The organism is Nitrospirota bacterium (genome assembly GCA_023229435.1).
Taxonomy (GTDB): domain Bacteria; phylum Nitrospirota; class UBA9217; order UBA9217; family UBA9217; genus JALNZF01.
Genome location: JALNZF010000003.1, coordinates 14,474 through 28,852 on the forward strand (window position 1 = coordinate 14,474; position 14,379 = coordinate 28,852).

Genomic DNA, 14,379 nt, shown 5'->3' on the forward strand with positions numbered 1-14,379 from the left:
CGCGCTGCGAGATCCATCTGTTTTCTATTCTCCCCGGTGTATCCCATCCACAAAAACCCTTGACAATACCCGGCGTCTCCCCTATTATTCATCCAGATTTCACTCAGGAAAAACCGCATGACGACAACCCTTCAGGATATATTAAGAGAGTACAAGTCCGACATGGAGCGCATGGAACACCGGATCCATGAGAGCCTGGGCACCGACGTTCCGCTCATCCAGCAGGTCAGCAAATATATCCTCGGCGCCGGCGGAAAACGGTTCCGGCCCTTGCTGCTCCTGCTCTCGGCGCGGCTGTGCGGCTGCCGCGAACATAACGCCGAATATATACTCGGCAGCGTCGTGGAATACATTCACACCTCCTCGCTCCTGCACGATGATGTTGTTGATGAGGCCAAGGTCCGACGGGGCCGGTCTTCCGCTAACTCCCTCTGGGGGAACCAGGCCAGCATTCTCGTCGGCGACTACCTCTACTCCAAGGCGCTCTATCACGCAGTCAGGATCCAGAATCAGCGCATCATGGACGTCCTGTCCGAGACCACGACCACCATGTCCGAGGGAGAGGTCCTCCAGCTTACCCAGATCCAGAACGCGGACCTCACCGAGGCGGAATATTTCCGGCTCGTGGAATGCAAGACCGGAGTGCTCATTTCAGCCGCGTGCCGGCTCGGCGCGATCATCAGCAAGGCGCCGCTTTCGCAGGAGGACGCCATCACCGCCTACGGCAAAAAGCTCGGACTTTCGTTCCAGATCACCGACGACACCCTTGACTACGCGGCCGACCAGAAGCAGCTCGGCAAGGTCCTCGGCAAGGACCTGGATGAAGGCAAGGTCACCCTCCCCCTCATCTACCTCATGCGCAAGGCGGACGCCGGGGAGAGGGACAACCTGAGAAATATTCTGGATGCCGACGCCGTCAGCGAGGACGATCTGACGTATACGCTCGGCTTGATGACGAAATACGGCGCTGTTGATGAAGCGCTTTGCGTTGCGCAGTCGCTTTCCAATGATGCGAAAGCCGCTCTCGCCGTGTTCCCCGATTCAATGCCGCGCCGGGCTCTCCTGGCGCTTGCCGACTTCGTGGTGCAGCGGGAAATGTGATGCCTCGCATGGTGCTCACGACCCTTACAAACTTGGTCGTTCATCGGGAGCGTTGATGCATCCTCTTGTTAAACTGGCGAAGGACACCATAGAGCTTTACATCCGCGAGGACAAGGTACTTCAGGTACGTGAAGAGGATCTTACTCCGGAAATGAAAGAGCAAGCCGGGGTCTTCGTATCCCTGAAGGTCCGGGGCATGCTGCGGGGGTGCATCGGCACGTTCCAGCCGACAGAGCCCGATGTGGCGCACGAAGTGGTCCGAAATGCCATCAGTGCCGCGACCTGCGATCCCCGCTTTCCGGCATTGCGCGTTGGAGAACTGGACACCCTCGAGTATTCGGTGGACGTGCTCACGCCTCCCGAAAGGATACAGGATGCCGATGAACTCGATCCCCGCCGCTACGGGGTGATCGTGCGGTCGGGAGGCCGCCGCGGCCTGCTTCTTCCTGACCTCGAAGGCGTGGACACCGTGGAATATCAGATCAGCATCGCCATGCAGAAGGCCGGGATCCCGCCGGGAACACCGGTAGAGCTTTCACGGTTTGAAGTAAAACGGTATCATGAACAATAATATTTCGAATATCTTTCACTTTAGGAGGGCATAAAAACTGATGGAACGACCGGATCGGAACGAAAAAGACGATGCACAGAAGGCAAAGCTCATATTCCTTTCACTCGGGGTACTGGTGACCATTCTCCTCATCTGGAGCTTTTATACGGCGAACAAAGCCAGACAGGAACGTGACAGTGCCAGACAGGAAACCGAACAGGTCAGGCAGGACAATGCCAAGCTCGAGCAGATGCTGAAAGACCAGGGTCTGATGAACGATGATCTCAAGAAAAAACTGCAGGTGTGCGAGTCCAGGCCAAAACCCAAGCCGGTCGTGAAAAAGACCGCGTCCAAAAGCACGACCAAGAAGTCATCCAAGTCAAAAAAGACCCGGTAGTCTGCGACCAGCCACAGGGACCCGTCAATGTTCGTTCAGCGGTATTCCCTGTGTCTTTTTATTTGTTCTATAGTATAGCGAACAAGGAGTTCATCATGAAAAACCCGCAGTCTGTGCGTTCCTTTGAATATAAGAATGATTATCTGTACATCATCATCCGCCAGGCGCCGGAACTGGGGCCGAAGGCCTACATCTACTGCTGCGGAATCAACATAGCCCGGTTCGATCCCATCTGCTGGGGCAAGGCGGGTATTTGCTCGAACCCGGCATTCAAGGGCCTGCAGTTGCTGCGGGCCGATGTATCGGCATTCGGGCTGAAACTGGGCATCCAGACGAAAAATGCTGAACAGATCCCCTGCGGTCCCATGTCCCCCCGGAAAGGGAACGGATGGTACCGTGAGAACACGCTCTTGATCGTCTCGGCTTCTCCAAAAGCCGTTCAGAAAATACTGGAGTTCAGCGTCAGGGACCTGGTGAAGACGGTCCTTGCCATCTGCGCCCCGGATGCCAAGCTCCCGGCCAGGCTTCCGAACCCGCCGCAGATGCAGAAGTATCTTGAGTCTCTGAGTGTCGCGAATTACAAGGAAATGGCGCCGCCGCCGATCGCGAGACCGCAGGACCGGGACACAAAATGACTGATCACCGGCTGAAGAAGGATCCCACCTGACCTCTTCGACTGGAACGTTGAGATCTTCTCGCGAAGCTTAAGAGAATGTCATCCCTCGCGCTTATCAAAGACGACCGTTATATGGAGCACAACCCCGGCGACGGCCATCCCGAGAGCCCGGACCGGCTGCGCGTGATCCACGAACTCATTGACCGGGAATTCAGCAGTCTGCCGCTTATCCCTCCCCGTTTCGCATCGGAGAGCGAACTCGCCCTGGTCCACGACCCCTTCTATATTCAGACCGTAGCGAACACCGAGGGGAGAATGCACTCCCGGCTCGATCCTGATACCGGTCTTTCCGCGCGGTCTTACGAGATCGCCCGCCTTGCGGCCGGCGGCCTGCTCCAGGGAGTGGATACGTTACTCGGAACGCCCCCTCTCCCATCAGGGGAGAGGGCTGGGGTGAGGGGTGGTCCCGAATTCAAAGCTCCTCACTCGATCTTCGCCTTCGTCCGCCCCCCCGGCCACCACGCTGAGCCGGACCGCGGCATGGGTTTCTGCCTCTTCAACAATGTGGCGATCGCCGCGGAGTACGCAAAGGAGAAATATGGATTGAAAAGGATCCTGATCGTGGACTGGGACCTGCACCACGGCAACGGGACCCAGCATGCGTTCAATGACGATCCGGGTGTCCTTTATTTTTCCTCCCACCAGTATCCTCATTATCCGGGCAGCGGCGGATTCAATGAGGTCGGGAGCGGCAAGGGGGAGGGCTTCACCATAAACGCGCCTTTCCCCCCGGGGTTCGGCGACGCGGATTATCTTACCGTGTATACTAATATACTCGAACCCGTCGCGCTCGAGTATATGCCTGAACTTATCCTCGTATCCGCCGGCTTCGACACGTTCGTGAAGGACCCGCTTGGGGGGATGAAAATGACCGGGGAAGGCTTCGGCGCGCTTGCCGGACTGATACAGGATATCGCGCGCCGGACCTGCGATGGCAGGGTACTGATCACGCTCGAAGGCGGTTACAGTCCCGAAGGCCTGCGGAACGGGGTGCGAGCCGTGCTCCAGACCCTTCTCGGCAGACCCGCTCCCGCGCCAAAGGACGCCTTGTCAGCAGGCGTCGATGGCGTGATGGAGCGGATCGTCAGCGTTCATAAAAAATACTGGAAAAGCCTGCAATAATTCCCCTCTCCCGCCGGAACACATTTGCTGAAAACACCCCCAGCATGTACCCTGGATGCCATACGTTTTGTTGACTTGTGTTGCTCTCTTCTGGTATTATAATTGTATGGCATTTTTCACCTATAAAGCCGTTCGCGAAGATGGAACCTCGGTCATTGACGAGGCCGTGGCAGAAGATGCCGCGGAACTCCGTCAGGAGCTCGAGGGCCGGGGTTACCTGATCCTGAGCCTTGAGAAAAAACGTTCGTCACTGCAGCGCGGACGCGGAAGCTCAAAAAATTTCCTCATTTTCAACCAGGAATTCTCCACCCTCATAAAGGCGGGTCTGCCCATCCTTCAGTCGATCGAACTGCTGCACAAGCGAACGGAAAACCCGGGATTCCGGAGCACCCTCGAGAGCGTCATCCACGATATCAAGGGCGGGTTGGCGCTCTCGGACGCCATGGCCCGGCACCCGGCGTACTTCTCCCCCCTCTACACCTCCACGGTGCGGGCCGGTGAAAAAAGCGGCGCACTCGTCGACGTGCTGAAACGCTTCATTACGTATCAGAAAAGAATGATCTCCGTGCTGAGCAAGTTGAAGATGTCGCTCGCGTATCCGATCTTTCTGGTCGTCGCGCTGATAGCGGTTCTCCTGCTCTTCTTCCTCTATATCATCCCCAATTTCACCCAAATGTACAGCGACCAGGCAGGCTCGCTCCCGTTCTTGACCGCGATGCTGGTGGCGTTCACTTCGGGACTCACCCGATACGCGCCGTTTCTTTTCATCGGTTTCCTGGGAGCGGGCACGGGAATATACCTCTGGCAGAAGACGGACAAGGGCAGAGAAACGATCGACGGCCTGAAGCTCAGGATACCGCTTGTCAGGTCGCTGATGCTGCAGTACCTGCTCGCACAGATCACGCGGACCCTCGCCACAGTGCTCCGGGGCGGCATCCCGCTGGTGCAGGCCCTCGACACCACCGCCGGAGTGATCAGCAACAGGGTCATGGCCCGGCAATTGGCGGAAGCCCGGGCGCTCGTAACCGAGGGCGTGAGCCTCGCCGATGCGTTCGAGCGGACCAAACTCGCGCCGGATATGACCATACGCATGATCGAGGTGGGAGAGTCGTCCGGCGACCTTCCGCAGATGCTTGAGGACGTGGCGGATTTCTATGACCAGGAGGTCGAGAACAGGCTGTCGGTGCTCACGACCATGATCGAGCCGGTACTGATGCTGTCAATGGGGCTCGTGATGGCCGTCATCGTGGTGGCTCTTTACCTTCCGATATTCGAAATGGGGGCGCGATTGAAATGACATCGTCCAGAAGAAAACGGTTATGCGATATCATCGTGGCCAAGGGGCTTGTTACCCAGGAGCAGATCAACGAGATCCTGCTCCGGCCTGACGGACGCGAGAAGCGCATCGGAGAACGTCTGCTGGACGAGGGTCTGATCACCGAAGTGGTCCTGGCCCAGGCGCTCGCGGAGCAGCGCGACCTGCGCTACGCCGACCTCACGGACTACCGCGTCACGCCGAAATTCTTTGAAACCATTCCCGTCGAATTGATGCAACGATACCAGTTCATACCGATGGAAGATGCCGACGAAACGCTTACCGTGGCCATGAGCGATCCCAATAACATCCCCGCCATCGATGAGCTCGAGATGATCCTGAACCGGCAGATCGAGATCCGCGTGAGCACACCCTCCGCCATCCAGGCCGTCCTGAAGATAAGCGGCAGCTCGGAGCAGGTCATGCACGCGGTCTCGGAGGATTTCAAGTTTCATATCGTCAAGGAACAGGAGAACGGCGAGGGAGAGGAAGTCCTGTCGATCGAGAGCATCGACAAGGACGAGAGTCCGATCATCAGGCTCATGCACACGACGATCTTCGACGCCATCCAGCGCCGGGCAAGCGACATCCACATCGAATCCACGGACAAGAATGTCCTGATCAAGTATCGCATCGACGGCGTGCTCTATCCGGCCACCGAGCCCATCGATATCAAGTTCCACAGCGCCATGGTGTCCCGTATCAAGGTCATGAGCGACCTCGATATTGCCGAGCGCCGGGTGCCGCAGGACGGCAGGTTCAAGCTCCGGACCGGCGGCAAGACGATCGACTTTCGTGTTTCGATCCTGCCCTCCGCTTTCGGAGAGGACATGTGCATCCGTATCCTGGACAAGGAATCCATCACCGCCGGGGTCAACACGCTCAGGCTCGAGAGCCTCGGGTTCGACGAGAACGACCTGCGCAGATTCCGGAAAAGCATCCGCGAGCCCTACGGCATGGTTCTCGTGACCGGACCGACCGGAAGCGGCAAGACCACCACCCTCTACGCCGCCCTGACGGAGATCAACACCGGCGAGGACAAGTTCATCACGATCGAGGACCCGGTGGAGTACCAGCTCCGGGGCGTGGTGCAGATCCCGGTGAACGAGAAAAAAGGCCTCACCTTCGCGCGCGGGCTCCGGTCGATCCTGCGGCACGACCCGGACAAGATCATGGTCGGCGAGATCCGCGACGCCGAGACAGCCCAGATCGCCGTGCAATCCGCGCTCACCGGACACCTCGTCTTCACCACGGTGCACGCGAACAATGCCTTCGACGTGCTCGGCCGCTTCCTGAACATGGGCATCGAGGCCTACAACTTCGTTTCATCGCTCAACTGCATCCTGGCGCAGCGGCTCGTGAGGATCCTCTGTCCCCGGTGCAAAAAGCCGGTCAGGCTCTCTCGTAAAGAGCTCGACGAATCGGCGCTGGACTACGAAAAATACAAGGACCGGAACTTCTATGATGCCGGCGGATGCAAGGAATGCAATTACACCGGGTTCCGGGGCAGGAAGGCCATCACGGAATTCCTCGACCTCTCCGACCACGTCAGGGAAATGATCCTCGATAAACGGCCGCCATCGGAGATCCGGAAGGCTGCCCTCGCGGAAGGCATGACCACGCTCCGCCAGTCAGCAATCACAAAAATTCTTGCAGGCGATACGACGTTGAAGGAGATCAACCGGGTTACGTTCATAGAATAGGGCATGCAGATGGGATTACGATTATCAAAATTTAAGGTTTTTTTTGCCTCCACCATGATGCTCTGCGTCTTCTGGTTTCCCGTCTTTTCGAGTGCGGCTGATTCCTCTGCGGGCAAACCATTCCCTGACCAGTTGCTGAGCGGAACACTCGACGACACTCCTCAGACCGCTACGGTCTGCGCGCCTTTGAACATCCAGTACCGCGTCAAGAACAAGGGCACGTTCCCCGTATCAAGCGGAGAACTCACTATCGAGATCAAGACCGCTCTCACCGGTCAATCGGTCTTTGCCCAACTACTCCCTTTTGCCATGGAACCAAACTCGGTCATGATCGAGAACGTGGACTTTCCTCAGGGCGCGTATACCATTACCCTGAAGGCAAAGGTCTGGAACCTGGAGCCTCAGAGCGTCCGTGAATACACCCTCGCCGAGCAGGCATTGACGGTTCTTGCGCCGATCCAGGTCAAAAAAGGGAATGGTGCAACGCATCGCGTCCTCGTCTGGCTCAGCCGGACCGGCACCGCGGTCCAGCAGGCATTTGCCGAAAAGATATTGAAACAGGCATTTGACGATGACGGCGTCTACTATACGACCGTGAACTCGGCGGAGGATTTCACGAACCAGGCCATGAGCGGGGCCTTCAGTATCACGGTGCTGTTCGAACCCGACGAACTCCTCGATCAGTCCTACTGGTTGATGGACCGCATCACACGCGGTCAGGGACTGGTGATCATCGGATCGGAGAACAGGACCAGAATGATCGCAGAGACTTTCGGTTTCAAGTTCAGCGAGACCCTGACCACCGCTGGCGCCATGCTCCAACTGACTGAAGACACGGGGATGGGACTTTCGGGTACCGTACCCGTAAGCGGCCGGATCCTGCTGCCGCGAAAGAAAAACGCGAGGCCGGCGGCTCTCTTCGCGGGAGATAATAGACCTGCAATTCTCATCGACGATGCAGGGAAGGGCCGGGTGATCGTGATGCCCTTTTCCTTCACTCGCTCGGCGCTCGATACGGGGTCGACCTTGCTTTACAGCCTTTTGCTCCGCGCAGCCGTCCTCGCCGCCGAGCCGGAGAACGATGAGCAGACCGACGTATCCTTGGGCATATCCTCGGTCGAGTTGCTGGTCTCCGCACCGTCGGGTCCGGTCAGGGCACACGTGGTGGAAACGCTTCCTCCGGGAACCAGGGTCATCTGGACGAACACCGAGGGGACCGTGAAGAACAATGTCATCCTCTATGACCTGAATGCCGACAACGAGCCGCAGAAGCTGCTGTATGTGTGCCAGCCTCCGGCCGGGAACAAGACCCCTGCCGTCACAGAAGTATTCTACGAATGCAATGAGAAACTCGTGAGTCAGGGAAAGATTGAATGAGACGTTCAAGGTTCAAGGTCCAAGGACCTACTTATTCTTCCCAAGCATCTTTTCTTTCGTCCTTCCTCCCTCGTCCTAAGCCTGCCCCCGAAGGATCTAATCGGGGGTCCCTCGTCCTAAGCCTGCCCCCGAAGGATCTAATCGGGGGTTCCTCATCCCCCGGCTTCGCCTACATCGCACTGCTCGTGACCATCATTATCATCGGGATCAGCATGGGGGCCGCAGGCAAGTACTGGAGCAACGTGATGCTCAGGGAGAAGGAGGAAGAACTGCTTTTTCGGGGTCAACAATACCGGCAGGCCATCGATCGATATTTTTATTACCTCGGGAAAAAGCAGTATCCCCAGAGCATCGACGATCTGCTCAAGGACAGCAGGTCCGCGGCAGGCAAACGCCACCTGCGACAGCAGTACAAAGACCCGATAACCGGCGAAGATTTTGAGGAAATAAAACATCCCGCAACCAAACGCATCATCGGTGTGCGCAGTACGAGCAACAAAGCGTCTCTTAAACAGGCGGAATTCCCACCTGACGTGCTGGTTCCCATATCCGCAGGCACTTATTCAATACCGCTTCCTTTCATAGCTCAAAAAACTTCAGAGTCAGCGGATTTTTCCTTTGATAATGAGAGTCCTGCCTCAGATGAAGCGAGTGTGGCCTCAGATAAGATGAAATACAGTGACTGGTTATTTCTTTCGTCGACCATCACAAGCAGTATGGGCGGCGTTCCCCCGGGTGGCGGCGGCATTCCCCCGGGTGGTGGCGGCGTTCCCCCGGGTGGCGGCGGCATTCCCCCAGGTGGCGGCGGCATTCCCCCGGGTGGCGGCGGCTTCACTCCAGGTGGCACAGGCTTTCCTTTTGGTGGCGGCAGAAGGTAGATGCGGCTTCCCAAGCGGTACACCCGGTGGCACCCAAAAACAACCGAATCTTCAGAAGTGGCCGCACGATCTCATCGATAAATATAAAAGCCAACCCTAGGCACTGAATCGAATCCCGCTTTCTTGAACAGTGCAACAGGCCACTTCATGTGAAATGCCTCTGTCTGAGCATCGCGTCTGAAAACCGGCGATCTTCGCTCATGAAGTGGACCGATTTCCCGCGCTCACGAGGGGATTCACCATCTTCAGGACCTCGAACCATAGTACGCTGAACACCCCTGCCGCAACACAGATGAAGATGTCGATCGGGTGCAGGACCGAGAACCGGAACAGGTCCCGAAGAAAAGGAATGTTCAGAACCAGTCCGAGCAAGACGACCGCGCCCCCCGTCACCCACCACAGCGCGGTATTCGGCGAACGCAGCGTGGCAAGGACGGTGCGCGTCCAGGAGCGGTTTACAAAGATGAGTCCCAGGTTGGCGATGATGAGCGTGGTAAAGGTGAGGGCCCGGGAGTCCGCCTCGCTCTGGCCGCGCTTCAGCGAAATGACGTATACCATCAGGAGCATGGCGAGCACGCTCATTCCCTGAAGCAGGCTCAGGATCACGGTTCGTTTCCCGAACAACGGCGCATCAGGACGGCGCGGAGGCCGGGTCATCACATCGGCCTCCTCCGGCTCGGCCTCGAACACCACGGAACACGCCGGGTCGATGATAAGTTCGAGAAACACGATGTGCATCGGCAGGAGCACCAACGGCCACTTGATCAGCACCGGGATGAGCGACATTCCCGCGATCGGTACATGCACGGAAAAAATATAGGCAACGGCCTTTTTGAGATTGTCGAAGATCCTGCGTCCCATGCGCACGGCCTGCACGATGGACGCAAAATCGTCGTCAAGCAGCACGAGCGCCGAGGCCTCGCGCGCCACGTCCGTGCCGCGGCCTCCCATGGCAATGCCGATGTGCGCGGCCTTCAGCGCGGGCGCATCGTTCACCCCGTCACCGGTCATGGCTACGATCTCTCCGATATCCTTGAGCGCGTTCACGATCCTGAGCTTCTGCTCGGGCACGACCCGCGCGAAGATGTTCACGGTCCTGATACGATCCCGAAGCCGCTCCTCATCCATACCATCGAGCTCCGGTCCGGTGATGATCTGGTCGATGTTCTTAAGACCGATCTGACCCGCTATGTTCGCGGCGGTGCCCGGGTAATCACCGGTGATCATCACGACACGGATGCCCGCGGTATGACATTCCTTCACCGCCTCGGCAACGCCGGACCGGACGGGATCGGCGAGCGCCACGAGCCCCAGGAACTCGAAGGTAAAGTCGTGCTGTTCACCGGGCAGGTCGGTGACCGTGAAATAGGCCTTGGCCACGCCGAGGATGCGCAGACCCTTATTCGCCATGATCTCGATAGCGCTGGAGATCTCCTGTTTTCGAGATGCATCACAATGACACAGGTCCGCGATCGCCTCGGGTGATCCCTTGGCCGCTATCACATACTCGTTGCCCCTGGGCGACTTCCAGACATGGGACAGCGCAAGCAGGTTGTTCGAGAGCGGATATTCCCGGACATGCGTCCAGTCGTCATGGAGATGCTCGGTGCGGGCAAGATAATGACTGCCGAGTTCTTTGAATGCCTTCTCCATGGGATCGAAGGGGTCCTTCTGGCTCGCCAGGATGCTGAACTCCACGATCTCATGAAATTGCTCGGGGATGGCCTTCTCGGTCAGATAATCCACGCCATAGAACGCGCCGTGTGAGTAGATCATATTGACCGACATGCGGTTCTGAGTGATCGTCCCGGTCTTGTCCACGCAGAGCACCGTGGCCGCGCCAAGGGTCTCGATCGCCGGCACGCGGCGGGTGAGCACCCGCTTCCGGGAGATCCGCCAGGCGCCCAGGGCGAGAAAGACGGTGAGCACAACAGGAAATTCCTCGGGCAGCAATGCCATGGCGAGCGTGATCCCCGCGAGGAAACCGTTCAGCCAGTCGCCTCTGGTGAGGCCGTACACAATGACCACGAGGGCGCACATGAAGAGACCGATGAACGCCAGATTGCGAACTAATTTCCTGGTCTCCTTCTGGAGCGGCGTTTCCTCGATCTCGACACTCTGGAGCGCCTTTCCGATCCTGCCCATCTCGGTATTCACACCCGTGGCCAAAACCGTCGCGGTCCCCTGCCCCTTGACCACGAGCGTTCCGGAATACACAAAGGGCAGATCGTCACCACCGGGACGCGTCATCGCGGGGACTTCGTCACACGCGGTTTTGCGGACGGATACGGATTCACCGGTCAGGAGCGATTCATCGATCGCGAGGTTGGAGCAGGACAGGAGCACGGCATCGGCAGGTACGCGGTCGCCTTCGTTCAGAACAATGACGTCTCCCCTCGCCACCTCGCGACCGGCAATGCGCTTCTGTCTGCCGTCCCGGATGACAAGCGCTCGCGGGCTCGACAGATCGCGGAGGGCCTCGAGCGCACGTTCGGTCTTGCGCTCCTGGTAAAGGGTGATCCCCACGACCACGAACACAAAGCCGAGCAGCATGATCGCTTCCCGCTGATCACCGAGGAACAGGTAGATGGTACCGCAGGCCACGAGAAGCAGGAACATGGGTTCTCGCACCACGTCCAGGGCAATGGCAAAGATGCTGCGCTGCTTTGACGAAGGCAGTTCATTCAACCCTTCGCGCTGGAGCCGGGCTGCGGCTTCATGCTCGGAAAGGCCGGTAATTGCATTGATGTCAAAGGGGGAGATCAAATCAGGTTCCTTTGTTGAAACGAGATATTTTATTTTGTTCAAAGTATACCCAAACCATGCGCCATTGAAAAGTTATTTCTTCAGCAATCCTTTCACAAAACATTAACAGATCAAGATTTTGCCATGGAAAACATGTTTTTTATGATATAGTAACAGCATAAAGCTTGACATGGTTACGTACTATTTTAGTGCGCCGCATTTTCTCTCATTCGTCATTCCCGAACGGTTCTATCGGGAATCCAGACCATGATAGGATTGATTTACCCTCGTTATTTTTGTATACTAGTATCATTTCGATCTTGATCAAACCTTATGAACGGAGGGTGTTATGTCTACTGACCATGATGATGGCAAACACATAAAATCAGCAATAGGGATCGAACTGCTGGTGAAAAATGTGATGACCAAAGGGGTCATCTCCATTTCTAAATATGAACCCGTTATGCAGGTGGCGGATATTTTAACGGAAAAAAACATAAGCGGACTTCCGGTGGTGGACAAGGACAAAAAAGTGATCGGCATTATTACTCAGGCCGATATTCTTTCCATGATCGGGGTGAGCAGGGAGCACACCTTCAAAGACCTGTTAAAACACATGCTGGGAGAAACACTGCCGGAACGACGGATCGGGGACCATGTGGGGGACATTATGACGTCCCCGGCGCACACCATAAAACCCGACGCGAATATTGCAGAAGCAGTGCGGATCATGGATGAGAAGAGGATCAGAAGGTTGACCGTAACGGATGATAAAGGCGTACTCATCGGGATCTTGACACGGGCAGATATTTTGAAGGCCGTCATCAACAAGATAAGGGCTTAGGCTAATGGAATATATCTCAAAATTGCCGTGGGGACTCGTCATTCTCGCCTGTCTGACCCTTGGGCTTGCCCCCTTCTCTCCGCCCCATATCTGGGAAAAACTGCAGATGCTGTTCAGGGGTCAGCTCGTCAGGCCGATTGACTGGTTTGACTTCGTGATGCACGGAACGCCCTGGGTGGTGCTCATCCTCAAGGGTATTGCGTCGTTAATGCAGAAATAAGACCGGTACAAAAGACAGGTCACACTGCTTCGAAACCATTATTTGTATTAGTTGAAATTTTCATTTTCAAGAATTGCAAACACTTTTAATGATTAGCCTCGACCTTTAGATGTACCGTGCAACCCTTCTCATTCAACATCGCCTCCCATTGATACTGAACCTAGATAAAATTAAACTTTTTCCTGTAGCTGTTACATTAAGAATCATGATGACATTCAATGTTTCATCTCGGAAGTAATGTAATCCTTCAATTTAACTATTCCGTATTTTCGGATTAGTTGATTTAAATGATTATATGGATACTCTATGATGTCACAAAGTCTCGATTTTATCTAACGTATTGATATTTCAAATTTCCCGTGCTATAGTCCCGTTTAGATAATAACTGGTCGACGGTCAACGCAAAATCGTTGACAAATAAGACGATAGGAATGGGGGACCTATATGATAATTAACAAAGAAATTCGTCAGAATGACGTGGGAGAAATAGTATCAGCACTCTTTGCCGTTACTCGTCCTATTTTACACGGGATTCTATATTCAGTAAAAGAAGAAGTTGCAAAACAGGCTGGCGGCTATGAGAACATTCCACTATTTATGATTCCTAGAATCTATCGTCCAGGCGATGGTGATGTCGGCATATGTTTTGAATATGCTGTTCATGATGCAATAAATCGTCGTGATACGTATACGATTGACAAAATAAGTGATGCAGTAAAGAAGTATTGTCGTGTACCAGGGACTGACCTATCGTCAATTTTGTTTGGCGTGGAAAAGGAAGGAAAGATATCTCTTATAAACACTTCTAAAAGTCTTTTGACAGATCAATCGAGAATTCTAACGGGCGGGCAAAATCAACCTCCTCTTCTGAAGAGGCACATCAATATGCTCGCTGCGGCGTTTAGGAGACCAGAAACTAGGATATACCTTCCTTTTAGTATTTCTGGACTTTGGAAAGCCGACTTGTTTGTTGGAAACAAAGATTCAGATCGTTGGGTTGGGACAACTGTGAAGGTTCACAAAGGAGCACTAGAAGGCGCCAAAGGACTTAGGCTAGGGATAATAGGCGGTGAACACGGTAAGTCAGATAAAATATCTTTTGATGAAAGTAAAAATCTCGTTATTTGCCCAATGCCATATGACCAATCATTTATGGAAGTTTTCTATAATGCATGGATAATAATTAAACAACTCATAGCAGCAGACATGCGAATGCCACGGAGCGATTTTCTATCACAATCCCATGAGAAGTATATCGCCGAAAAAGTCGTAGAAAAAAGGGAAATGAAAATCGTAGATTTCATCCAATATCTGGATGCAATATCGCAACCTGAATTGCTCATTAGCGAGACAGAAATTGTGGATTCTACCAATGTAGACGGAACTGGAGCATCAAGCAGCGTCACTGTAGCTCCAATTGCCAGGTTGCCTTTGACGTAACAAGAAAAGAC

Annotated in this window: 13 protein-coding genes; 12 read left to right on the plus strand and 1 reads right to left on the minus strand. The window is 55.1% G+C overall.

The genetic code is table 11. The features are described 5' to 3' along the window. Positions 1 to 117: 117 nt before the first annotated feature. From M0R70_03065 to M0R70_03105, 9 genes are all read left to right on the plus strand, one after another. Positions 118 to 1,101: a polyprenyl synthetase family protein gene (locus tag M0R70_03065; protein ID MCK9418341.1), complete on the plus strand. Its 984-nt coding sequence runs from the start codon at positions 118 to 120 to the stop codon at positions 1,099 to 1,101. A 55-nt stretch (positions 1,102 to 1,156) separates the two neighbouring features. Beyond that, positions 1,157 to 1,672: an AmmeMemoRadiSam system protein A gene (gene amrA / locus M0R70_03070; GenBank protein MCK9418342.1), complete on the plus strand. Its 516-nt coding sequence runs from the start codon at positions 1,157 to 1,159 to the stop codon at positions 1,670 to 1,672. 40 nt (positions 1,673 to 1,712) lie between these two features. After that, complete coding sequence (locus M0R70_03075; protein MCK9418343.1) at positions 1,713 to 2,048, plus strand: hypothetical protein; 336 nt, start codon at positions 1,713 to 1,715, stop codon at positions 2,046 to 2,048. Between the two features lie 95 nt (positions 2,049 to 2,143). Continuing rightward, the gene (locus M0R70_03080; protein ID MCK9418344.1) at positions 2,144 to 2,683 is read left to right on the plus strand and encodes a hypothetical protein; all 540 of its coding nucleotides are present in this window, start codon (positions 2,144 to 2,146) and stop codon (positions 2,681 to 2,683) included. 77 nt (positions 2,684 to 2,760) lie between these two features. Beyond that, the gene (locus M0R70_03085) at positions 2,761 to 3,846 is read left to right on the plus strand and encodes a histone deacetylase (GenBank protein ID MCK9418345.1); all 1,086 of its coding nucleotides are present in this window, start codon (positions 2,761 to 2,763) and stop codon (positions 3,844 to 3,846) included. 106 nt (positions 3,847 to 3,952) lie between these two features. Next, on the plus strand, positions 3,953 to 5,143 hold the full coding sequence (locus tag M0R70_03090; GenBank protein MCK9418346.1) for a type II secretion system F family protein: 1,191 nt from the start codon (positions 3,953 to 3,955) through the stop codon (positions 5,141 to 5,143). Continuing rightward, complete coding sequence (gene tadA, locus M0R70_03095) at positions 5,140 to 6,864, plus strand: Flp pilus assembly complex ATPase component TadA (protein MCK9418347.1); 1,725 nt, start codon at positions 5,140 to 5,142, stop codon at positions 6,862 to 6,864. The genes M0R70_03090 and tadA overlap by 4 nt, the downstream gene beginning before the upstream one ends. Before the next feature lie 3 nt (positions 6,865 to 6,867). Then, the gene (locus M0R70_03100; GenBank protein ID MCK9418348.1) at positions 6,868 to 8,241 is read left to right on the plus strand and encodes a hypothetical protein; all 1,374 of its coding nucleotides are present in this window, start codon (positions 6,868 to 6,870) and stop codon (positions 8,239 to 8,241) included. Between the two features lie 185 nt (positions 8,242 to 8,426). After that, a complete protein-coding gene (locus M0R70_03105) occupies positions 8,427 to 9,119 on the plus strand; it encodes a type II secretion system GspH family protein (protein MCK9418349.1) in 693 nt (230 codons plus the stop codon). A 198-nt stretch (positions 9,120 to 9,317) separates the two neighbouring features. Here the strand turns inward: M0R70_03105 and M0R70_03110 are convergent, their stop codons facing one another. Beyond that, positions 9,318 to 11,885 carry a cation-translocating P-type ATPase gene (locus M0R70_03110; GenBank protein ID MCK9418350.1) on the minus strand — a complete coding sequence of 856 codons (2,568 nt, stop codon included), beginning with the start codon at positions 11,883 to 11,885 and terminating at the stop codon, positions 9,318 to 9,320. Between the two features lie 328 nt (positions 11,886 to 12,213). Between M0R70_03110 and M0R70_03115 the strand changes: the two genes are divergently transcribed. From M0R70_03115 to M0R70_03125, 3 genes are all read left to right on the plus strand, one after another. Then, positions 12,214 to 12,708, plus strand: coding sequence for a CBS domain-containing protein (locus M0R70_03115; protein MCK9418351.1), 495 nt, complete (start codon positions 12,214 to 12,216; stop codon positions 12,706 to 12,708). Between the two features lie 4 nt (positions 12,709 to 12,712). Continuing rightward, positions 12,713 to 12,928: an RND transporter gene (locus M0R70_03120; protein ID MCK9418352.1), complete on the plus strand. Its 216-nt coding sequence runs from the start codon at positions 12,713 to 12,715 to the stop codon at positions 12,926 to 12,928. A gap of 444 nt (positions 12,929 to 13,372) precedes the next feature. Continuing rightward, complete coding sequence (locus M0R70_03125) at positions 13,373 to 14,368, plus strand: hypothetical protein (GenBank protein MCK9418353.1); 996 nt, start codon at positions 13,373 to 13,375, stop codon at positions 14,366 to 14,368. Positions 14,369 to 14,379: the final 11 nt, after the last annotated feature.

Excerpts from the sequence above, each read along its gene's own strand:
- M0R70_03065 (MCK9418341.1), top strand. The coding sequence starts at position 118 with ATGACGACAACCCTTCAGGATATATTAAGAGAGTACAAGTCCGACATG.
- amrA (MCK9418342.1), top strand. The coding sequence starts at position 1,157 with ATGCATCCTCTTGTTAAACTGGCGAAGGACACCATAGAGCTTTACATC.
- M0R70_03115 (MCK9418351.1), top strand. The coding sequence starts at position 12,214 with ATGTCTACTGACCATGATGATGGCAAACACATAAAATCAGCAATAGGG.
- M0R70_03100 (MCK9418348.1), top strand. The coding sequence starts at position 6,868 with ATGCAGATGGGATTACGATTATCAAAATTTAAGGTTTTTTTTGCCTCC.
- M0R70_03120 (MCK9418352.1), top strand. The coding sequence starts at position 12,713 with ATGGAATATATCTCAAAATTGCCGTGGGGACTCGTCATTCTCGCCTGT.
- M0R70_03090 (MCK9418346.1), top strand. The coding sequence starts at position 3,953 with ATGGCATTTTTCACCTATAAAGCCGTTCGCGAAGATGGAACCTCGGTC.
- M0R70_03075 (MCK9418343.1), top strand. The coding sequence starts at position 1,713 with ATGGAACGACCGGATCGGAACGAAAAAGACGATGCACAGAAGGCAAAG.
- M0R70_03080 (MCK9418344.1), top strand. The coding sequence starts at position 2,144 with ATGAAAAACCCGCAGTCTGTGCGTTCCTTTGAATATAAGAATGATTAT.
- M0R70_03125 (MCK9418353.1), top strand. The coding sequence starts at position 13,373 with ATGATAATTAACAAAGAAATTCGTCAGAATGACGTGGGAGAAATAGTA.
- tadA (MCK9418347.1), top strand. The coding sequence starts at position 5,140 with ATGACATCGTCCAGAAGAAAACGGTTATGCGATATCATCGTGGCCAAG.
- M0R70_03085 (MCK9418345.1), top strand. The coding sequence starts at position 2,761 with ATGTCATCCCTCGCGCTTATCAAAGACGACCGTTATATGGAGCACAAC.